This is a genomic window from Pseudacidovorax sp., from assembly GCF_017991995.1.
Taxonomy (GTDB): domain Bacteria; phylum Pseudomonadota; class Gammaproteobacteria; order Burkholderiales; family Burkholderiaceae_C; genus Xenophilus.
Genome location: NZ_JAGOPN010000001.1, coordinates 171,523 through 192,297, shown reverse-complemented (window position 1 = coordinate 192,297; position 20,775 = coordinate 171,523). Strand labels below are relative to the sequence as shown.

The following is a 20,775-nucleotide window of genomic DNA, read 5'->3' as shown; positions in this document are numbered from 1 at the left end:
GGCTGAGCGCGCAGCGCCATTGCCTCGACCGGAGCCTTCGGCGGAGGTGCCCCGTCCTCCTCGACCGCGGCCGTCACGACCCCGCTCCAGGTGCGCGTCCATCGGACCGCTCGATCCGCACGACGTCGGCCTTGTCGGCACCGAGCCGCAGTTCGGCCGCACCGAACAATCGATCCACGATGTAGTACGGCGGCCGGAACCGATAGTTCACCAGCTGCGCATCCCCTTGAGTACCAACAACAAAGAGCGGCGGCAGCTCCCCCTGGGCGATGCCCGCGGGGAACTGGATATACACCTTCGCCCCGTCGTCAAAGGCCCGCAGCGGCTTCCAGGGCGGGTTGTCCCCGCGGATCAGGTAGCGAAAGCGCAGCCGCTCCAGCGCCAACCCGGCGTCAATCGCTTCAGCAGCCCGCGCCTTTGCCGCTTCGCGCCTGAGCGCAATAAGGCGGTCCTTCGGATAGTCCCAAGACACCGACGCCATCCATGCCTTCTCGGTCGAGGTCAGTTCGACCAGATAGGTCCGCCGGTTCGTCGTGATCACCAGATTGGTCTTCAGTTCGGGGCGGGTCGGCTTGACCAGCACGCTCACCCGCGCCGCCTCGTCAACGCCGCTCACCGTGTCGCCCACGATCCAGCGGACGGTGTCCCCCGCTGCGACCGTCACGAGTTCCTCCCCGGCCTGCAGCAGGATTGCCGTCACGCGGCCGGGCGACGCATAGACCTGGTAGAGCGCGCCCTCGCTGTAAGGCCAGACCTGGATGGCGTTTAAGTACCCCTCGCGCGTCGGGGCGACGCGCGCCGCCTCGTTCGCTCGGGAAACACGTTGCGTCTCGTCTGCTGGCTCTGGTGCCGCGGGCTCCGGCAAGACAGCGTCCAACGGCTTCAACTGTCCAGGCATGGGCAGCACCTGCGGCACCTCAACCACGATGGCAGGCCCGGCAGGCTCTTGAATCCGCGTCGCCTCGACCGGATCGTCCAAGTCAATCACCCGCGGCGGCACGGCGCGACTTGCACAACCGGCGACCCCAACAGCGACAGCCGCACAGGCGCACAACCTCGAAATCACAGTCATGGCTTCACTCCTTCATTGGCGTCCAGTTCGCGGCTCCACGACAGGCCATTGACGTAGATGCCGAGGGGGTTCTTGCGCAGGCGCTGCTCGGTGCGCGGCGTCTGCAGCACGACCGTGATCGAGGCAGTCCAGCGCTCCATGCCGGCCGGCGCGCCGTTGACGAAACGCTGCTCCGTCCAACGCACGTTGAAGGACTGCTCGGTGGCACGGACGACGCTGTTGATCTGCACCGTGACGGACTCCTTGCCCACCCGCGAGAACGGATCATTCACGCGCGCGTACCCGTTCAGGGAGGCTGCGCCGCGGTCCGTGGTGTAGTCATAGGCGTCCAGCCAGTTCTGCCGAACGACCACCGGATCAATGGACAGGGAACGCACCAGCGTGATGAAGCGTGCGAGGTGGTGCGCAATCTGGGCATCCGTCGGCCGGTAGGGCGTCGCGGCTTCGCCGACGGCGCGGATCTGGCCCGCTGCGTCCACTTCCACGACGTAGGGCGTCACGGTGGCGCGCGACGCGCGCCACAGCAAGCCTGCCCCCAGCAGCAGGGCCAGTCCCAGGCAGCCAAAGGCCATCCACCGCCAGTTGCGGGCCTGCACCCGCGCAGACCCGATCCGCTCGTCCCAGGCTTGGCCGGCCGCCTGGTACGGCGTCACGGGTTGAGGCGATTGCGCATAGCGCACGGCTGGTCGCTTGAAACGCATGATGTGCTCCTCAGGAATCCGAATCGCGCAGGCTCGGGCCGGTGCCGGCGCCACCTGCATCGCCGCTGCGCAAGGTGTGGGCGGCCGTCGTGGCCGCATGCCCCATCTGCTGGCGCCGCCGCATGCGCCGCGCCCATGCCGGCTCCGTCGCCTGGCCCGCGGGAGCTTTTGAGTCTCCCGCCTCTGCGGCGCCCGATGCGGCCGCCGCGGGTGCAGCCGCCTCAGCCACGAAGTCCGCCACGCGTTCACCGAGCGCTTTGGAGCCAGTCAACAGGCGTGCCCCCAGTGCGCTCGCGCCGGCACGCGCCACGTTGGCCATGCCCGCTGCGGCAGCCCGGGCTGGATCACCACCGCCGCCGGCTGCGCCGGAGGCATAGGCTGTCCTGGCCTCTTGCGCCAGTGAAGTGGCAGTTCGGCCGGCTGAGATGCCGCCTCGGATGACAGCGCCTGCCGCGCCGGGCGCGAGCCGGGCTCCAGCTGCTGCAGCCGACCTCATGCTCGCGGCGGCAGCACCGCTGGCGACGGCCAAACCCGCCGCGCCCAACGCAGTACCGGCTGCAGCACCTGCACCCAGCTGCGGCGCGCCGGACACCAACCCGATCGCAATGCCCGGGCCAAAGATGCCGAGCCCCAGCAAGGTCAGTGCCGCGAGCATCGTGACCAGCGCATGGTCGATGCTAGGGTCCTCCCCAGGCGCCGCAGTGAACTCGCCGAACAGGCCTGAGCCAATGCCCACGATGACGGCCAGCACCAGCACCTTGATGCCCGAAGCCACCACGTTCCCGAGAACCTTCTCGGCCAGGAAGGCCGTCTTGTTCCACAGCGCGAACGGCACCAGCACGAAGCCCGCCAGCGTAGTGAGCTTGAACTCGATCAGCGTGACGAAGAGCTGAACGGCGAGCACGAAGAACGCCACGATCAACACCAGCCAGGCCAGGAAGAGGACCGCGATCATGTCCAGGTTGGCGAAGACCTCCGGAAAGCCCGTCAGATCACCGATCTGCTTCATGATCGGACGCCCCGCCTCGATGCCGACCTGCGCCAGACGGCCCGGCTGCAATAGGTGCCCCTTCGAAAGACCGGAGCCTGAGGCATGGAGGCCCAGCCCCGCGAAAGAGTCGAACACGATGTCGGCCAGGCGATTGAAATTGCCGAGGATGTAGGCGAAGGCACCCACGTAAAGCACCTTCTTGATGAGCCGCGCCACCACGTCGTCGCCCTGCCCGCTCGCATGGCCCAGCGCCCACATCAGTCCCGCGAGCGTCATGTCGATGGCTACAAGCGTGGCGGTCAGGAAGCGCACCTCGCCCTGGAGCAGCCCGAAGCCGGAATCGATGTAGCGGGAGAAGACGTCCAGGAAGCGGTCGATGGTCCCGACGTCGGTCATGGCGCTGCAACCCGGCCCGGCTGCGCCGCCGGCGAGACGGATGTCGCATAAGGCGAAGGCTCTGCCCGAAGAAAGCGCAGGCGCGCTGCCTCCGAAACGGCCGCACACTGCGCCTCCGACACGGAGGCGTCGCGTTGCCGACATGCTGCGCGCAAGGCGGCCAACCTCTGCGGATCCTCTGCAAGCGCCGCGGCTGTCATGGGACCTGCGGCGTTCTCCTGCCCACGGCATCCGCCCTGCCCCAGCACCGCCCCCACCAGCATGCCCATCGTCAGCCAGTAGATGGCACCCGGGGCACCCACCGCTTCACGGAGTGCCATGGAAGCCCACCGGATACGGGGTGTAGGCCGTGCCACTGCCCTGGAAGCGGCGGCGCGTCTCTCGCGCGCGCTCATGCGCAGCAGCCTGCCGCGCCTGCTCCAGCGCAGCGGCGCGGTCCTGGGTCAGCTGAAGCTGCTGCGCCTGGATCGCCTGTCGGGCCTGGAGCGCCAGCAGTTGATTGGTCGCCTGCGCAGCCTGCAACGCGCCACTCGCCGACTGGCTGCGTTCAACGAGATCGGACAGGACCTGTTCGTCTGCCGAGAAGGTCTGCACGGCCTGCGCTTGCATCTTCGCTGCGGTGCGCAGTGCCTCCAGCGACAGAGACCAGCGCTGACGCGCGTCCTCGACCATCTGGCCCTGCGACACGGAAACACCCACGGCCTCCGGATAAAGCGCCCGGAACTGTGCGTCCATCGCCTGCACGCCCTGGGCCAGGCTCTGGGCCTCCTGGATCAGCCGATTCGACGTGGCCAGCGTGCTGCGCAGCTGTGCCAGTGCGTTGAAGTCGAGGCGTGCCAGGTTCTTGGCCTGGTTGGAGAGCATCTGCGCTTCGTTCTGAAGCTGCTTCACCTGGTTGTTGATCTGCTCCAGCGTGTTGGCCGCCGTGAGGATGTTCTGGGCCAGGTTCGAGGGATCGAGCACGATGTCACCGATCCCGAAGAGGGCGTGGGCCGGTGCGGCGGCGCCGAAGACCAGCGCTGCCGTCAACGCCACACGGCACAGCGGACGGGAGGCAATGCGAGATGGCTTCATGCAGAGTTCTCCTCGAAGTTGGACGGTTGAGAGTCAGCACCAGGGAAGGCCGCCAGAAGCTCAGCCGCCCAGCCCAGGCGTTGATGCAGCAGCCACTGCCGAGCGAACGCAGCGCGGCCGTGCTCGCGCAGCAGCTCATCGATTTCTCGCTGCTGTTCGGGGCGCGACGCACCGGCGAAGGCCAGCGCCACGGGACCCAGCCCAAGGTCGAAGACGCGGCTGCCCAGACGGGACTGGTAGTAGTACTCGCGCTTGGGGATGGCAGTCGCTACGATGGCAATCTGCCGCGCATTCAGGCCGAAGCCCTCGTAGATCTGCCGGATCTGTGGCTCGGTCGCCTGGGGATTGGGCAGGAAGATGCGGCTTGCGCAGCTCTCGACGATGGCTGGGGCAATGCTGGAGTTCTGGATGTCGGCCAGGCTCTGTGTCGCGAAGACCACCGACACATTCTTCTTGCGCAGCGTCTTGAGCCATTGGCGAATCCGTGCCGCGAACACCGGGTCGTCCAGGAATAGCCAGGCTTCGTCCATGATGAGCAGCGTGGGCGCCCCGTCGAAGCGGGCCTCGAAGCGCGCGAAGAGATAACCCAGCACGGCCAGCACCGCCGCCTTGCTGGGCATCAGGGCTTCCATCTCGAAGCACTGCACGGCGGCATCGCCCAGCCTGTCCGCCTCCGCATCCAGCAGCCGCCCATGGGCGCCGCCGAGCACGTAGGGCGCCAGCGCTTGCCGCAAGGCCTTGGATTGCAGCAGAACCGAGAGCCCCGTCAGCGTTCGCTGCTCGATCGGCGCGCTGGCCAGACTGCCCAGGGCCAGCCAGACCGCCTCGCGCTCGGCAGGGCCCACGTCGACGCCCTCCTGCCGCAGCCGCCCCTCAATCCATTCGGCCGCCCACGCCCGGTGGCCTTCTTCATCGATGCGAGCCAGCGGCTGGAAAGCGATACCGTGCTCGGCGCCGAGGTCGTAGTGCTCGCCCCCGAGCCCCAGGATCGTCGCGCGCAAGGACCGCCCAACGTCAAAGGCCAGAACGCAGGAGCCGGCATAGCGCCGGAACTGCAGCGCCAGCGTGGCCAGCAACACAGATTTGCCCATCCCGGTCGGGCCCACCACCAGCGTATGGCCCACGTCGCCCACGTGCGTCACCAGCCGGAACGGCGTCGCTCCGTCTGTGCGTGTGATCACAAGCGGCGGCCCGTCCAGATGGGCGCTGCGCTCCGGCCCGGCCCAGACCGCCGACACGGGCATCAGGTGAGCCAGGTTCAGCGTGGACACGATGGGCTGTCGGACGTTGGCATACACATGCCCGGGCAGAGACGACAGCCAGGCTTCCACCGCATTGAGCGTCTCCGGCATCGTGACGAAGCCGTGCCCCTGGATCACCCGCTCAACCTGCCGCAGCTTTTCTTCAGCCGCGTCCGCGTTGGCATCCATGACCACCACCGTCGCGGTGACATAGCCGAAAGCGACCTGGTCACCGCCCAAGGACTGCAGTGCCGCGTCGGCATCGGCCGCCTTGTTGCTCGCATCGCTGTCGACCAGTGGGCTCTCCTGTTGGAACACGCTCTCGCGCAGCAGGGCGATGACGCTCTTGCGCTTGGCGAACCACTGCCGCCGCAGCCGCACGAGCGCCTGCTCCGCTTCGGCCTTGTCCATGCAGAGGAAGCGGGTCGACCAGCGGTAGGCGAAGCCCAGTCGGTTGAGGTCATCCAGGATGCCGGGCCAGGTGGATGTAGGAAAACCGCGGACGGTCAGTACCCGCAGGTGTTCACTGCCCAACATGGGCGCCAGACCGCCGGCCAGGGGTCGGTCGGCAAGCAGCACGTCCAGATACATGGGCACCTCGGGCACCGCGACCGCGTGCCGGTGCTCTGAGATGCAGCCATGCAGGAAGGACAGGGTCTGCGCGTCGTCCAACCAGCCGACCTCGGGCATCACGCCTTCGATCAGGTCCAGCAGCCGGCCAGACTCCGCCACGAAGGTCGTGAGGCGCTCACGCCAGTCCACACCGTCCGCGGCCCGGTTCTCATAGAGAAGATGTGCCGCCCGTGCGCGGTTCTCCTCCGGGGGAAGCCAGACCAGCGTGAGGTGGTAGTGGCTCTCGAAGTGGCTGTCGGACGCCTCGAAGGCCGCGCGGCGCTCTTCGTCCACGAGCCACGACAGAGACTCAGGAAATGCCGAGTGGGGATAGCCGGCCGCCTCGCGCCGCTCGGCCTGCACGAAGATCGCCCAGCCGGAACCCAGGCGACGCAGCGCGTTGTTGAGACGTGCCGTGGTCGCCACCAGTTCTGTGGGCGTGGCACTGTCCAGATCGGGGCCGCGAAATCGGGCCGTGCGCTGGAAGCTTCCGTCCTTGTTCAGGACGACACCCGGCGCCACAAGCGCCGCCCACGGCAGATAGTCGGCCAGTTGGTCGGCACGCCGGCGATATTCGGACAGATTGAACATGAAGCCCAGTCCTCACACGTCCAGCAAGGCGCGGTGCTTGAGGTGCCGCATGAACACCGGCATGAACTGCGCGTCCTGCCGCGCCCCCCAGACCGCCAGTGCGTGGCCGACAGCCCAGAGCACGGCACCCGGGATCCACAACTGCAGCCCCAGCCCCACAGCGGCCGCCAGGGTGCCGTTGGCGATGGCCACTGTCCGTGGCGCACCGCCCAGCAGAATCGGCTCCGTCAGCGCCCGATGCAGCGGCACCTCGAAGCCAGGGACGTCCGATCCGCTCATGCCAGTGCCGCTCCACCGGAGAAGCTGAAGAAGCTCAGGAAGAAGGAAGAGGCCGCGAACGCGATCGACAGGCCGAACACGATCTGGATCAGCTTGCGAAAGCCTCCTGACGTGTCGCCGAAGGCAAGCGCCAGGCCCGTCGAGATGATGATGATCACCGCCACGATGCGCGCCACCGGTCCTTGGATGGACTCGAGGATGGACTGCAGCGGCGCCTCCCACGGCATGCTGGAGCCAGCGGCATACGCAGGTGCAGCCACCGCAAGCAGCGTGACCAGCGGGAAGGCGGCACGCAGCAGCGGCCGCCTGGAACAGCGACGAAGGATCATGAAGAATCTCCTGGAAGGGATGACGGGGGTTGAGGAGGCATGGATTCGGCAGACACAGGCAGCGCAGACTCGAGCGAGTCGTCCAGCAGATAGCCGTTGGTGTCGTGGCCCACGACTCGCGCAATGCATCGAACACGACGGGCGTGACCGCGCCCTGCGAGATGCACCACCACGTTCACCGTCTCGGCAATGAGCGCCCGCGGAACGATGAGGCTGACTTCCTGGATAAGCTGCTCCAGCCGCGTGAGGGCGCCCGCGGCGGAATTGGCATGCACCGTGGCAATGCCGCCCGGGTGCCCGGTGCCCCAGGCCTTGATCAGGTCCAGCGCCTCAGCACCACGCACTTCGCCGACCACGATGCGGTCCGGCCGCAGGCGCAAGGTGGCGCGCACCAAGTCGGCCATGGTGGCCGCACCCGGTTCCGCGCGCAGACTCACGTGGTCCTCGCTGCGGCACTGAAGCTCCACGGTGTCCTCCAGCACGAGCACACGGTCGCAGGTCCGGGCCACCTCGTCGAGCAGCGCGTTCGCCAGCGTCGTCTTGCCGGTGCTGGTGCCACCGGCCACCACGATGTTGAGCCGTGCTCGAACGGCGCAGCGCAGAAACGCGGCCTGCGCCTCGCTCATGATCCCAGCGGCCACATAGTCCGCAAGGGTCATGATGGCCAGAGCGCGCTTGCGGATCGCAAAGGACGGCGCCCGCACGATGGGCGGCAGCGCCCCCATAAAGCGCTCCCCCGTTTCCGGCAACTCGGCCGACAGCAGCGGCGCCCCCGAATGCACCTCCGCGCGAACATGCGCGGCCACCAGCCGGATGATCCGCTCGGCATCGGCGGCGGCCATCCGATGGCCCGTCGGCGCTCTGCCCGTCCCCAGCCGGTCCAGCCAGAGCGAGCCGTCGGGATTGAGCAGGACCTCGATCACGTCGCGGTCTTCGAGAGCAGCGGTGATCTCCGGCCCCATGGCCGTGCGCAGCATTCGAATGCGTCGCTCAGCCGGTTCGCGATCGGTCCATGCATCGGAGGCAGTCATGCGCCCTCCTCCCGAACTTCTGACATCGACCCGGCGGAGTCCTCCGGGACAGGGCCGGCAACCACGGACTCTTCCTCGACTTCCCGGACCAGGCTGCGCCCGCGCTGGACGTGCCGCGCCAGCTGTTCAATGAACTGCGCATAGCGCGCACGACCTTGGGCGCGGACGGCCTCCTGCTGATGCTCTGGGACGGGCAGAGCCAAGGTCAGGTAGTGGCGCACAAACAGGGCCACTGTCTCGATCAGGATGCCCTGGTCACGCTCCAGCCGCTCGAACTGGCGCGAGAGCCGGTCCAGGCGCTTCGTCAAGGCAACGTCGCGTTGCTGCGCGGCGTCTGGCGCGAGGTAGGCAGACAGCGCCGCGGCGATCACGGACGACTTCGACACGCCGCGATGGGCCGCGATGTCATCCAACCGACCGGCATGGTCCCGCTCGATGAAGATGTTCAGGCGCATGCGCCGCGTGCCGAGGCTCATAGCACGATCCCGTCGTCCGGATCCAGTGCCGCCAGGCGGGCGAGCCGAGACCGATCACGCACGGCATGGCCACCGCGGGCGTCAGCGACGCCGCGAGGCAATGGCATGCTCCCGTCGTCAACCTCTTCGTCGAGCAGCAGCAGATCCACCGCCTCCGGCTCGGGCGTCGGCGGGGGCGAGAGATCCAGCTCCGGCTTCAGCTGGTGGCCGCCTTCATCCAAGGACGAATTGCAGAGCTGCGCCGCCTGTACCCCTGCGCCGCCACCCGCAGACAGCGCATGCCAATCGTCCGGCCGGGCGGGCGGCCGGTCGCCATAGCGCCCCACGGTCAACGCCGGCGGCGGCAGTACACGCGCAGTGAAATTGCGGTCCAGGAAGTAGCGCAGCTTGCGCGCCCGGATGGGCGCATGACCCGACACCATCACGACTGCGTCCTCGGGCGGCAGCTGCATGACCTCCCCGGGCGTCAGCAGTGGCCGCGACGTTTCCTGCCGCGACACCATCAGGTGTCCCAGCCAGGGTGCGAGCCGGTGGCCGGCATAGTTGCGCTGGGCGCGTAGCTCCGTGGCCGTCCCCAAGGCGTCCGAGATGCGCTTCGCCGTGCGCTCGTCGTTGGTGGCGAATGCAATGCGCACATGGCAGTTGTCCAGGATCGCGTGGTTCGCGCCGTAGGCCTTGTCGATCTGGTTCAGGCTCTGCGCAATGAGGAAGGCGCGCAGGCCATAGCCAGCCATGAACGCCAGCGCTGATTCGAAGAAGTCCAGTCGGCCCAGCGCAGGAAACTCATCGAGCATCAACAACAGCTTGTGCCGCCGCGCCAAGCCGTCCGAGCCATCCAGCGACTCCGTGAGCCGACGGCCGATCTGGTTGAGGATCAGGCGGATCAGCGGCTTGGTGCGGCTGATGTCCGAAGGCGGGACCACCAGGTACAACGACACCGGGTGCTGCGCCGAGATCAGGTCCGCGATGCGCCAGTCGCACCGGGCCGTCACCTCGGCCACCGTAGGATCCCGGTACAGGCCCAGGAAGGACATGGCGGTGGAGAGCACACCCGAGCGCTCGTTGTCGCTCTTGTTGAGCACCTCACGCGCCGCAGACGCCACCACCGGGTGCGGCGCGGCCCCCAGATGCAGCGTCGTCATCATGCGGTGCAGGGTCTGCTCGAAGGTGCTGGCCGGGTCCGACAGGAAGTTCGCGACGCCGCGCAGCGTCCGGTCTTCGCCCGCATAGAGCACGTGCAGGATCGCCCCCACCAGCAGGGCATGGGAGGTCTTTTCCCAATGGTTGCGCCGCTCGAGCGCGCCCTCGGGGTCCACCAGGATGTCGGCAATGTTCTGCACGTCGCGCACCTCGTGCTCGCCGCGCCGCACTTCCAACAGCGGGTTGTAGGCGGCAGACCGTGCGTCCGTGGGGTTGAAGAGCAGGCAGTGAGAGAAGCGAGACCGCCAGCCCGACGTGAGCTGCCAGTTTTCGCCCTTGATGTCATGCACTACCGCCGAACCCGGCCAGCTGAGCAGCGTCGGCACCACCAGACCCACGCCCTTGCCCGAGCGCGTCGGCGCGAAGGCCATCACGTGCTCTGGCCCCTCATGGCGCAGGTAGGCGCCATCGCGCGCGGGATGACGGCCAAGGAATACGCCGGCGGCGCCCGTCAGGCCGGCCTTGTCGATCTCGGTGCGCTCCGCCCACCGCGCCGAGCCGTAGGTCGTCACACGGCGCGACACCCGCGAATGCCACACCGCCATGCCGATGGCCACGCCCGTGGCAAGGAGGCCGCTGCTCGCCGCGATGGTGCCGCCCCGGCTGAAGACCTCGGGCGCATAGGCGTCGTACCAGTACCACCATTCGAAGAGCTTCCAGGGTTCATAGACCGGCTGCCCGAGCAGTTCGAACCACGGTGCGCCAAGCCGGGGCTGATGCCCAAGAGCCCTGGCCGTCCACTGCGTGGCCGTCCAGACGCCGCCCAGGGAAGTGGCGGCGACCGCGGCGATTCGCCCGACCAGCACACCGCTTTGCACCTCATGGGACATCCAAGCTCCTTGACACGACCACTGAACGGCGGCCCCCGCCGCGCAACTGCGGTGCAGTGTCCGAAGAGCAGCGAAAGCCGACCACCCACGCCGGCGTACCCAGGCGTACTGCAGCCCATTGGCCCTGCTCATTGCCCACGTCCCTGTGCAGCGTTCTGTCCAGCATCGGACCGTGAACGAGACATCTGCTGCACCACGCGAACGAAATGCTCTTCGAGCTCCCGGCCTCGGTCGGCCAGTGCACTGCCTGCAGGCGTCAAGCGGATCGGACGCCGGCGCCGGTCGAACAGCGCCACGTCGCCGAGTCGGTACTCCAGCTCACGGATGGCACGCGAGAGATTCGACGCATCCGTCGGCAGCTGCTCGGCGGCGCGCCGAATGCTGGCCGCTCGCGCAACGGCCATGAAGAAGCGAAGGTGGCGCAGGCTGATGCCCTGGATCATGGGTGGACTCCACTCGACGGTCGGCGTTGGGGCACCACCGGCGATGGCGCCCGATGCCATGGCTGCCGAGTTTGGAGAGACGGGCGCCACAGAACACTCCCCGGATCTGGCAGGCCACTGCATTCAGCAGCTTGCGAAATTGGCGAAAGCCACTCAGTAGCTTTGACTGCGATGCAACGCGGGCGTCGACACCTCTACGGCGCGAGCCGTCAGACCCCGTCGCGGGAACCGCACGATTGCCTGCCATGCAAGCGTTGCCGATAGATCGCACGCATCGGAGCATCGCGGCTTCTCACCGACTTCCGAGGACGCCCCATGACACCCTCCATGCGCCGCTTTCACCTCCTTCGCTGGTTCACCTGTGCAACGCTCTCTGCAGCCGTGTGGATCGGTGCGGCCCATGCTCAGGACAGCTATCGGATTGCCACCGAAGGCACCTATCCACCCTGGAGCTACAAGGATGCCCAGGGCGCGTTGCAGGGCTGGGACGTCGACATCGCGCGGGCCCTGTGCGAGAAGATGAAAGCGAAGTGCGAGATCGTGGCGCAGGACTGGGATGGCATGCTTCCAGGACTGCTCTCGCGCAAGTTCGACCTGATCGTCGCGAGCATGGCGATCACCGAGCAGCGCCGACAGCGCGTCGCCTTCTCGACCAAGTACAAGGACACCGTGTCGCGTTTTGTCGCCCGCAAAGGGACACCCGACGAGGTAAGCCCACAAGCGCTGAAGGGAAAAACGATCGGCGTGCAGCGCGGGTCGATCCAGGCCGGCTTCCTGATCCACAACTACGGAAGTGCGGATCTGCGCTTCTATGACACGCCTCAGGCTGCTGAGCTCGACCTGGTCGCAGGTCGGGTCGACTACATCTTCGGCAACATGGTGACCTACTTCGTGGGCTTCATGAAGACGCCCCAGGCCAAGGACTTCGCGTTCGTCGGGCCCGAGTTCAAGGGTGGCCTGCTGGGGGAAGGGAACGGGATTGCAGTCCGCAAGGACGATCCTCAGACCTTGGCCAAGGTCAACGCCGCGCTCGACGCAATCCGGGCCGACGGGACGTATGACCGCATCACGGCCAAGTACTTCCCCTTCAAGCTGATGTAGGCCGGTCGATCCCATGAACCTGCTTCAAGGCTATGAGGGGCAACTGCTGATCGGAGCGCTCACCACGCTGCAGTTGGCCGCCGCATCGCTCCTGCTGGGCTCCCTATTGGGCGCAGCCTGCTGCTGGCTGCAGCTCGCGCCGTTGTGCCCACTGCGGGTGATCGGCGCCGGCTACGCCGCCGTCGCACGCGGCGTGCCGGACCTGCTGATCGTCTTCGCCGTCTTCTTCGGGGGCTCACTGACGCTCGCCAGTCTCACAGGACGCCATGTCGAGATCGATACCTTCCTGGCCGGCGTCGTCGCGTTGGCGCTGTCCTTCGGTGCTTATGCCGGCGAGATCGCGCGTGGCGCTCTGCAGGCCGTGCCTACCGCGCAGCGGGAAGCAGCTCGTGTGCTCGGACTCTCACACGCGCAGATCTTGTGGATGGTGGTTCTGCCTCAGGCCGCACGAACGGCGCTGGCACCCTTCGGCAATCAGACCATCGTCCTGCTCAAGCAGACCTCCATTGTCTCCATCGTGGGATGCGACGAACTCATGAGGAAGGCCGCTGAGGCGGCGGGCGCGACACGGCAGCCCTTCACGATGTACTTGGCCACCGCCTGCATCTATCTGGCCTTGACCGGTGCGCTGACGCTCTGCCTCGACTGGGCCGAACGCAAGGTCGCACCACAGGCGGTGAGGTGAATGGGCATGTTCGACATCTCGTTGATCTGGTCGGTCATGCCGACGCTGCTGACAGGCGCTCGGCTCACGCTCGTACTCACGGCGCTTGTCGTCCTGCTCGGCGTCGCTTTGGCTTTACCCATCGCACTCGCGCGCAACGCCAGGTGGTCCGTTCTGCGGACAGCCGCCAATGGCTATGTGCTCTTCTTCCGGGGCACACCCGCGCTCGTGCAGCTGTTTCTTCTGTACTACGGCGCGGGTCAGTTCGACCTCATTCGCGGCTCGTTCCTTTGGCCCCTACTCCGCGACCCCTTCTGGTGTGTCGTCATCGCCCTCGGCCTGAACTCCGCCGCCTACGCGGGGAAGACGCTGGCCGCCTCTCTCGCTGCCGTGCCCAGTGGCATCCGGGAAGCGGCCTTCGTCCTTGGCCTTAGCCGTGCGCGCACCTTCTGCCACCTGGATCTGCCCCTCGCCCTCAGGACCGCATTACCGGCCTTGGGCAACGATGTCATCCTGACCTGCAAGGCGACCTCATTGGCGAGCACCGTCACCCTGCTGGACCTCACCGGCACCGCCCGGCTGCTGACCTCCGAAACCTATGCACCCTACGAGGTGTTCATCGGGGCAGGCCTGGTCTATCTTTCCATCAACTACATCCTGATGGCCGGCCTGAGGCAACTCGAACGCCGCCTCGATCTCCACTCCACCCCTCGCACAGCATGAAATTCATCACCTTGGGCCCTGCGGGCAACAACCACGAGCTGGTGACGCGGCGCTACCTCGACTTCCACGGGCTGAGCGTCGCCACCTTGACGCTCACCAGCGACTTTGCCGAAGCGGTCGCCGCCGTCCTCGTCGGTGAAGCCGACTTCCTGGTCCAGTGCGCCGTTCACCCCGACTGCACGGCCACAATGGCCAAGTCCTTCCAGGGGCTCCACGCTGTGGATACCTTCCTCTCGCCCAGCCGAGACCTGGCGATCATCCGTCGCAAGGATGCCGCGCCCACCGGCGCGCTCGCGGTGATGAGTCCGACCCTGGACTACATCGATTCCAGCGGCTGGGATCGCATCGACCTCGTCCCCACGGTATCGGACGTGGCCCAGGGTCTCATCGACGGCACCTATGTCGAGGGCCTGGCCTATGCCTCATTGGCCGAGGCACACCCGGACATCCTGAAGATCGAACACTTCATTGGCACTGTGGACGACGCCTGGATCGTGTACGGCCGCACCCGCGTGACCGAAGGACGGTTGTTGGCCTGGCCAGACAGCCCCGCGAGTCGTCTGTACCGAGCCCAGTCCGCATGAAGACGCAACGCCAAGCCGCTGCGCCGGTGGTGCATGTCAGCGGGGTCAACAAGCACTTTGGCAGTCACCAGGTCCTGCACGACGTTCACCTCAACGTCGCCGCAGGAGAGCGGGTCGTCATCTGCGGCCCGTCCGGGTCCGGCAAGTCAACCCTTGCGCGCTGCATCAGCGGCCTTGAACCCTACGGAAGTGGCGAGGTGCGGGTCAATGGGCAGTCGGTCTCACCCCGGATGCGGCACAGCGCTCTCGTGGCGGCGAACATCGGGATGGTGTTTCAGCAGTTCAATCTCTTCCCCCACCTGACCGTGCTGCAGAACTGCACCCTGGCGCAGCGGTGGGTGCGCCGTCGAGGCAAACAAGATGCGCGGGACATTGCGATGGCGCAGCTCGCGAAGGTCCGGCTGGCGGAGAAGTCGACCGCCTATCCCGGGCAGCTGTCAGGCGGTCAGCAGCAACGCGTCGCCATCGCGCGAGCCCTGTGCCTTGACCCGTCGGTGCTGATCTTCGACGAAGCCACGTCCGCACTGGACCCCGAAATGGTCAAGGAGGTGCTCGACACCATGATTCTGCTGGCCAAGGACGGGATGACGATGATCTGCATCACGCACGAGATGGGCTTCGCCCGCGCCGTGGCCGACAAGGTCGTGTTCATGGAGGCGGGCCACATCGTGCAGCAGGAGACACCAGACAATTTCTTCGATGCGAACGCTGATCCAAGGATTCAGCATTTCCTCAAAGGCGTTCACTGAACACCGGTGGCCGAGAGCTTCGTCGGCACGTTCCGGCGCGACGACATCAAGATCAGGCTGGCAGCGAGCCTGGCCCTCAGACACTGGCCGGACCTCATGACCGCCGTACAGCAGCCTGTCGGCGCACCGGAACGTCTCACCCTGGCACGGTGGCGGGCGACGCGTGCTCTTTTGCGGCCGCGATTTCCGCAACGGCCGGAGAGGCGTATCGTCCCACCCGGGCCCGCTGCCGCCGCTTGTCGTGGCGGCCCGGTCCGCCTTCCAAAGGCTTCCGATGCTTTTCCGTTCCCTTGGCCTCGCCCGCTGGACCCTGGCCGTTGTAATTTGCTGTGGCGGGACCGCCGCGCTCCATGCACAGCCAACGCCACCAATCCCGACCCCGACGGTGGCCGACAAGCCGGTGCGGCTGCGTGGCACCCTCGTAGCGGTCGACGCCACAACGATCACCGTGAAGGAGCGAGGCGGCGAAACCGTCGCGCTTGCCCGGCCCGCCGGCATGCCGATCTCCGAGATCTATCCGATCCGGCTGGCCGACATCCGGCCCGGCAGCTATATCGGCACGGCGGCCATGCCGCAGGCCGACGGCACGCAGCGTGCGCTTGAGGTGGTGGTATTTCCCGAGGCCGCGCGCGGCATTGCCGAAGGCCACTTCCCATGGGACCTCGTGCCTGAAAGCACGATGACCAACGCCACCGTGGCCGGCCTCACTGCAGCGCCTACCTCCGTGCCGGGCGGACAGCAACTCGTGCTGCAGTACCCGGGCGGCGAGAAGACGATCATCGTGCCGGCCGATGTGCCGGTAGTCAGCTTCAGGCCTGGCAACAACGACGAACGGGCCCTGCTGGTGCCTGGTGCCAGGGTTCTGGTGAACGCACAGATGAAGGACGGCAGGCCTACCGCCTTGCGAGTCAACGTTGGCCGCAATGGCTTCGCGCCGCCGATGTAAGCGAAGACTTGCAGGAAGAGCCCGACGGCATCCAGGCCCGGAACGGCAATAGGAATCCGGATCAGGCACCACTCACCCAAATGGAACGGAGGCTCCTCGCCTGAGGTCGGAGGTCTGCCGGATGGCCAAGAGACGGCAGCACGGCACCCGCTTGATCGGCCCGTCCATACCTGCCCTTCCGACCTCGCCGCCTCCATGAACAGAAACGTTTACCTCGGCACCCGCCTCAACCCCGGCTGCGGCACCGTCCGCGTGCTGCTGCTGGCGCTTCTTGGATTCATAAGCTGGCAGCAGGTGCGGCTGCAGTCGATGGTGGAGGACGGCAACCGCAACATGGCGCTGCCGGAACTCGATGCCGACATGGCTCAAATCCGGAATGCGCCGGCAGCCTACCGTTGATCCCAGTGGACGCTTTCTGGCTGGCGGTCAAGCAGCTGAGCATGCGGGCTGGCACCGAGGCCCAAAGCAGGACCTTGCCTCGCCTTTGCTCGTGCAGCATGAGCAAGTAATGCTTCTGGCACCCTGCATGTGCTGCTGGACAACATGCCGTCATCGTTGCTGATCGCCAAGGTCCAGCGCCTTTCGCGTCGGCACGCGGCCTGCCGGTGGCAGGTATGGACTTCCAAACAGACGACGCGGCGAGCCTCGGCGATGCCGCGTCTCGCGCGGGAGCAGCACTACTACACGACCCTGTTCCCACAGGCGGGAGTGCGCTCGGCCAACAGCGCGCGGCCTGGATTTCAGGCTGGCTACCCGCGCAGAGGCGCTGACTCAATGTCGGCCGAGCTTTTTGGAGCGGCAGAGCGCCCAGGATGAGTTTCCATAGCCTTCCAGTGCCATCTACCGCTACTCGTAAGCTTCGGTGGGCCTGTCGTTGGGCGCCAAAAAGGCGGCCTTGAGCGAGGCGCTGAGTGGAATGTTGATGACCGAACCGCGCGGAGGAATCGGCGACATGAACCACTTCGTGTATAGCTTCTCCAGCGCGCCTGAGGACATGGCGGTGCCCAGATAACCGTCGACCGCGCGTTTGAAGGCTGGGTCGTCCTTACGCACCATGATCGCGATCGGCTCAATGCCCAGAGGCTTGCCAACGATCTTGAAGTCGGCCGGATTGCGGGCGCTGGCAATGTTGCCTGCGAGCGTGTTGTCGTCCATGGCGAACGCATCTGCACGGCCGCTCTCCAGCATCAGGAAGCTCTCGGCATGGTCCTTGGCCAGCACGACGATCATGCCCAGGCCGCGCTCCTGCTCCAGCTTGCGCAATCGCTGCACAAGGGTGGTGCCGGTGGTGGTGACCACCGTCTTGCCCTTGAGCTGCTCGGCCGAAGTGATGCCGCTGGCGGCGCGCACCGCGAAGCGTGCCTCGGTGATGTAGGTGGTGTTGCCGAAGGCCACCTGCTGCTGGCGCGCGGCGTTGTTAGTGGTCGAACCGCACTCGATGTCGATAGTACCGTTCTGCAGCAGCGCCACGCGGTTTTGCGAGGTGACGACCATCCGCCGGATGTTCACGCCCGGTAGCAGGTTCGACAGCATCTGTTCGCACAGCTCGACGTGGTAGCCAACGTAGGTGCTGCCGATCGAGTAGGACAGTGGCGGCGACGACTCGCGCACGCCCATCGTGATGGTGCCAGCGGCCCTTGCCTTGGCAAACGTGCCGCCCTCAGGGACCGCTTCTTGCGCGCCGACTGCCACGAGGGTCAGGGCCAGCGCGTTGCCGATGATGAATGTTCTGGTGTTCATGGCGGACATGCTCAATTGCTGGCAGCCACGGGCTGCCTCACAGACACCGGCCTGGGCTGCGCCAGCTCGTCCAGGCTCTCGCGCAGTGCCTGGTCGAGGATGGCAATCGCGCGGTCGATCTGCTCATGGCTCACGTTGAGCGGCGGCGCAATGCGCCACACGGAGCCGCGCTCTGGCCGGCGGCGGATGTTCATGCTCAGTCCCAGCTCAAAACACTTCTTGGTGGTGCGCGCGCCGAGCTCGTGGTACGGCAGGCGAGATTCGCGGTCTTGCACCAGCTCCACCCCCAGCAGCAGGCCTTCGCCACGCACGTCGCCGATAGCCTCGTAGCGGTCCTGCATGGCCAGCAATTGGTCGCGCAGGTAGGCGCCGGTGGTGCGGGCACGCTCAATCAGGCCCTCGCTGCGAATCGTCTCCAGCACGGCCAGGCCTACGGTGGCGGGCAGCGGATCGGAGACGTGGCTCGTGTAGAAGGTGAAGCCCTTCTCGTGCACGTCCTGTTCGATCTGCGGGCTGGTCACAGTGGCCGCCAGCGGCAGGCCGCCGCCCATGGTCTTGCTGACGGACATGATGTCCGGCACCACGCCGTAGAAGTCCGCCGCCGTGCGGTGACCGATGCGCCCGAAGGCCGTTTGCGCTTCGTCGAATACGAGCAGCATGCCGCGTTCGTCGGCCGCCCTGCGAAGCGCCTGCATGTACGACTTGGGCGGCACCAGCACGCCGCCAGCGCTGATGATGGGCTCGATGATGATGGCTGCGCGACGGCCGGTTGAGGCCATGTCGTACATCTTCAGGCCGAGTTCCAGGCAGGCCAGCGCCGACTCCTCGCCGGACATGCCCTTGATATAGGGCCGGTAGGCGTTGGGCTCGGGCATGACGTATACGCCTGGCACGTGCACGCCGTAGCCCTTGCGATCGCTTGCGAACGACACGGCGCTGGTGCCGCCCGTAACGCCGTGCCACGAGCCCCCGACGGCCAGTATTTCGAAGCCGCCGGTGTACATCTTTGCCATGCGCAGCGCGACTTCGTTGCTCTCGGATCCGGTGTTCACGAAGATCGACTTGGTAAGCGGCGCGGGCATCCAGTCGGTGGCCATCTTCTGCGCCAGCTCAGCCACCACCTCGGGAATCATGCCGCTGAACATGTGGAAGGCCTTCTCGCCTGCCTCGTGCACCGCTCGCACGATGGCCGGATGGTTGTGGCCGATGGTGGCGCACATCTGGCCAGAGGTGAAGTCCAGAATCTCGCGGCCCGTGTCGTCGATGACGATCGCGCCCTTGGCGCTGCGAAACAGGTTGGGAAAGGTGTCGCCGCCGTAGCGGACTAGGTACTCCTTGGCTGCCGCGCGAAGTTGCTCGCTCATGATCAGATCCTTTGCGTTGTGGTGAGATGACGGGAGTGGATTCATCAATGGTGGCGAGCAGGCGGCCTGGGGTCCAATGTTCACTTTGCATCCGCAGGCAATGCACGCCACGCATCGCCGATGCAAAGACTGGATTGCCAACAACGTGGACAACGCGGCACGGCGCTTGCAACCGGTGCACGCAAAGGAGCAAACCGCACTATGGATACCCGGTGGTTTCAGGACTTCGTCACACTGGCGGAGGTACGAAACTTCACGCGCGCGGCAGAGATGCGCAACGTGTCGCAGGCGGCGTTCAGCCGCCGCATCCAAGCCCTCGAGCAATGGGTGGGCGCGAAGCTGATCGACCGTGCAGCCTTCCCTACTCGGCTCACGCCTGCGGGCGAGCGTTTTCGCACGGTGGCAACGGGGTTGCTCGACCAGATCGCCGACGCGCGCGCGGAGGTCGGCGACGCGCCCTCGCGCAACCACGTGCGCATCGCGCTCACCTACGCGCTTGCCGGCACGCGGCTGCCAGACTGGTGGCGCGAATGGTCGGGCGACGGCGGCATCACCTGCAGCCTGGAAGTAGGGAATGTGCACGACACCGCGTCGGCATTCAATGCCGGATCGGCGGACCTGCTGATCGGCTTTCACCAGGCGGCGCATCCGATACAGCTGGACATGGCGCGCTTCGAGCGGCACGAGCTGGGTGTGGAGAAGGTACGGCCCTATGCGTCCCGTGCTTTGATGGACTCCGGCCGACTCGTGCTGCCGGGCACGACCGCGCAGCAAGTGCCGCTGCTTATGTATGCGCCCAGTGGCTACTTTGCGCGCGTGGTCGATTCGGCCATCGAGCAGTCGTCGCAGCGCCTAGTGGGCTATCGCGCTTTCGAGGCCGAGATGACAGACGTGCTCGGCGATCTCGCGCTGCACGGCATGGGCATCGCGTGGCTGCCCGACAGCTCCTTCGTCTCCGGCCGGCTCGCCGGGCTGGTGCCAGTCGGCGACGGAGCGTGGGATATCGATGTGAGCATCGTGGCTTTTCGCGCCAGGGCAAATATGCGCGCGGTGGTCGGTCAACTGTGGGAGCGCATATGCGCGAAGCGCCCGTGAACTTGCGTGGCCTCAGTTTTTGAGACGTCGGCACCGGCGCGCCTCGGAGGGTCATCGATCTGCAGTGAAGAACTAGCAATGCACAGTGGGTGAGCCCGGGATTCCCCTACGACGAACCACGGCCTGTCCACACCATTGATTCTTGCCGTCGCTCTTGCCCGCGGTCAAACCGTAGGTCTGCTTCAACTTAAGGCGCAAGTACCGCTTTGGGCCCCTGCAGTTACGCGACGAGCGTGCGCGAACGTCTACTTTGCAGCGGTTGCTGGCACTGAGCGGTTGCAATCAAGCGGCCGCTGACGACCCACACCGGACATCCGACTTGCGATATTGGCCGCAGTGAAGCAGTCGTTCGGGTGGGCTACTGGCGACCGACTCACCGTAGGTTTCTGCGGCTCGGCAAACTCATCCAATGTGAGACGTAAAGGCTGATATTGTGTCCGCCGCCAGCCACCTCGGCAGGCCAAGCATGGGATGGTCAACCCGCAACACGATAGGACGCTCGCCGCCACCGAAGAAATCGGTGAGTCGGAAAGCTGCGACCAA

General features: G+C 66.4%; 21 protein-coding genes. 8 read left to right on the top strand and 13 right to left on the bottom strand.

Annotated features, from left to right (window positions below):
• Positions 1-73 precede the first annotated feature (73 nt).
• The 11 genes from trbG to KBC94_RS00840 form a co-directional block, all read right to left on the bottom strand.
• A complete protein-coding gene (gene trbG / locus KBC94_RS00890) occupies positions 74-1,072 on the bottom strand; it encodes a P-type conjugative transfer protein TrbG (RefSeq protein ID WP_294365310.1) in 999 nt (332 codons plus the stop codon).
• The gene (gene trbF, locus KBC94_RS00885; RefSeq protein ID WP_294365305.1) at positions 1,069-1,773 is read right to left on the bottom strand and encodes a conjugal transfer protein TrbF; all 705 of its coding nucleotides are present in this window, start codon (positions 1,771-1,773) and stop codon (positions 1,069-1,071) included. Before trbF ends, trbG begins: the two co-directional genes overlap by 4 nt.
• A 10-nt stretch (positions 1,774-1,783) precedes the next feature.
• Positions 1,784-3,160, bottom strand: a complete 1,377-nt coding sequence (gene trbL / locus KBC94_RS00880) for a P-type conjugative transfer protein TrbL (RefSeq protein ID WP_294365302.1) — start codon at positions 3,158-3,160, stop codon at positions 1,784-1,786.
• A gap of 306 nt (positions 3,161-3,466) precedes the next feature.
• Complete coding sequence (trbJ, locus tag KBC94_RS00875) at positions 3,467-4,234, bottom strand: P-type conjugative transfer protein TrbJ (RefSeq protein WP_294365299.1); 768 nt, start codon at positions 4,232-4,234, stop codon at positions 3,467-3,469.
• A complete protein-coding gene (gene trbE / locus KBC94_RS00870) occupies positions 4,231-6,678 on the bottom strand; it encodes a conjugal transfer protein TrbE (protein ID WP_294365296.1) in 2,448 nt (815 codons plus the stop codon). The genes trbJ and trbE overlap by 4 nt, the downstream gene beginning before the upstream one ends.
• Positions 6,679-6,690: 12 nt before the next feature.
• Positions 6,691-6,957: a VirB3 family type IV secretion system protein gene (locus tag KBC94_RS00865; RefSeq protein ID WP_294365293.1), complete on the bottom strand. Its 267-nt coding sequence runs from the start codon at positions 6,955-6,957 to the stop codon at positions 6,691-6,693.
• Positions 6,954-7,286 carry a TrbC/VirB2 family protein gene (locus tag KBC94_RS00860; protein ID WP_294365290.1) on the bottom strand — a complete coding sequence of 111 codons (333 nt, stop codon included), beginning with the start codon at positions 7,284-7,286 and terminating at the stop codon, positions 6,954-6,956. Before KBC94_RS00860 ends, KBC94_RS00865 begins: the two co-directional genes overlap by 4 nt.
• Positions 7,283-8,317, bottom strand: coding sequence for a P-type conjugative transfer ATPase TrbB (gene trbB, locus KBC94_RS00855; RefSeq protein ID WP_294365288.1), 1,035 nt, complete (start codon positions 8,315-8,317; stop codon positions 7,283-7,285). Before trbB ends, KBC94_RS00860 begins: the two co-directional genes overlap by 4 nt.
• On the bottom strand, positions 8,314-8,793 hold the full coding sequence (locus KBC94_RS00850) for a CopG family transcriptional regulator (RefSeq protein WP_294365287.1): 480 nt from the start codon (positions 8,791-8,793) through the stop codon (positions 8,314-8,316). Before KBC94_RS00850 ends, trbB begins: the two co-directional genes overlap by 4 nt.
• Entirely contained in the window at positions 8,790-10,811 is a 2,022-nt protein-coding gene (locus KBC94_RS00845; protein ID WP_294365946.1) for a conjugal transfer protein TraG, read from the bottom strand. The genes KBC94_RS00850 and KBC94_RS00845 overlap by 4 nt, the downstream gene beginning before the upstream one ends.
• Positions 10,812-10,951: 140 nt before the next feature.
• Positions 10,952-11,266: a LysR family transcriptional regulator gene (locus KBC94_RS00840; protein ID WP_294365285.1), complete on the bottom strand. Its 315-nt coding sequence runs from the start codon at positions 11,264-11,266 to the stop codon at positions 10,952-10,954.
• A 315-nt stretch (positions 11,267-11,581) separates the two neighbouring features.
• On the opposite strand from KBC94_RS00840, the gene KBC94_RS00835 reads away from it, so the two are divergent.
• The 7 genes from KBC94_RS00835 (at position 11,582) to KBC94_RS00805 (ending at position 16,432) form a co-directional block, all read left to right on the top strand.
• On the top strand, positions 11,582-12,367 hold the full coding sequence (locus KBC94_RS00835; protein WP_294365284.1) for an ABC transporter substrate-binding protein: 786 nt from the start codon (positions 11,582-11,584) through the stop codon (positions 12,365-12,367).
• 13 nt (positions 12,368-12,380) lie between these two features.
• On the top strand, positions 12,381-13,052 hold the full coding sequence (locus KBC94_RS00830) for an ABC transporter permease subunit (RefSeq protein WP_294365281.1): 672 nt from the start codon (positions 12,381-12,383) through the stop codon (positions 13,050-13,052).
• A gap of 6 nt (positions 13,053-13,058) precedes the next feature.
• Positions 13,059-13,754: an ABC transporter permease subunit gene (locus KBC94_RS00825; protein ID WP_294365279.1), complete on the top strand. Its 696-nt coding sequence runs from the start codon at positions 13,059-13,061 to the stop codon at positions 13,752-13,754.
• On the top strand, positions 13,751-14,338 hold the full coding sequence (locus KBC94_RS00820) for a hypothetical protein (protein ID WP_294365277.1): 588 nt from the start codon (positions 13,751-13,753) through the stop codon (positions 14,336-14,338). The genes KBC94_RS00825 and KBC94_RS00820 overlap by 4 nt, the downstream gene beginning before the upstream one ends.
• On the top strand, positions 14,335-15,087 hold the full coding sequence (locus KBC94_RS00815; protein WP_294365275.1) for an amino acid ABC transporter ATP-binding protein: 753 nt from the start codon (positions 14,335-14,337) through the stop codon (positions 15,085-15,087). The genes KBC94_RS00820 and KBC94_RS00815 overlap by 4 nt, the downstream gene beginning before the upstream one ends.
• A 385-nt stretch (positions 15,088-15,472) precedes the next feature.
• On the top strand, positions 15,473-16,033 hold the full coding sequence (locus KBC94_RS00810; protein WP_294365274.1) for a hypothetical protein: 561 nt from the start codon (positions 15,473-15,475) through the stop codon (positions 16,031-16,033).
• Positions 16,034-16,228: 195 nt separating this feature from the next.
• Complete coding sequence (locus tag KBC94_RS00805) at positions 16,229-16,432, top strand: hypothetical protein (RefSeq protein ID WP_294365272.1); 204 nt, start codon at positions 16,229-16,231, stop codon at positions 16,430-16,432.
• Positions 16,433-16,879: 447 nt separating this feature from the next.
• Here the strand turns inward: KBC94_RS00805 and KBC94_RS00800 are convergent, their stop codons facing one another.
• Both KBC94_RS00800 and KBC94_RS00795 read right to left on the bottom strand, forming a co-directional pair.
• Entirely contained in the window at positions 16,880-17,782 is a 903-nt protein-coding gene (locus KBC94_RS00800; protein WP_294365270.1) for a transporter substrate-binding domain-containing protein, read from the bottom strand.
• A 2-nt stretch (positions 17,783-17,784) separates the two neighbouring features.
• Positions 17,785-19,137, bottom strand: coding sequence for an aspartate aminotransferase family protein (locus KBC94_RS00795; RefSeq protein WP_294365944.1), 1,353 nt, complete (start codon positions 19,135-19,137; stop codon positions 17,785-17,787).
• A 201-nt stretch (positions 19,138-19,338) separates the two neighbouring features.
• Between KBC94_RS00795 and KBC94_RS00790 the strand changes: the two genes are divergently transcribed.
• The gene (locus KBC94_RS00790) at positions 19,339-20,232 is read left to right on the top strand and encodes a LysR family transcriptional regulator (protein ID WP_294365269.1); all 894 of its coding nucleotides are present in this window, start codon (positions 19,339-19,341) and stop codon (positions 20,230-20,232) included.
• Positions 20,233-20,775 lie beyond the last annotated feature (543 nt).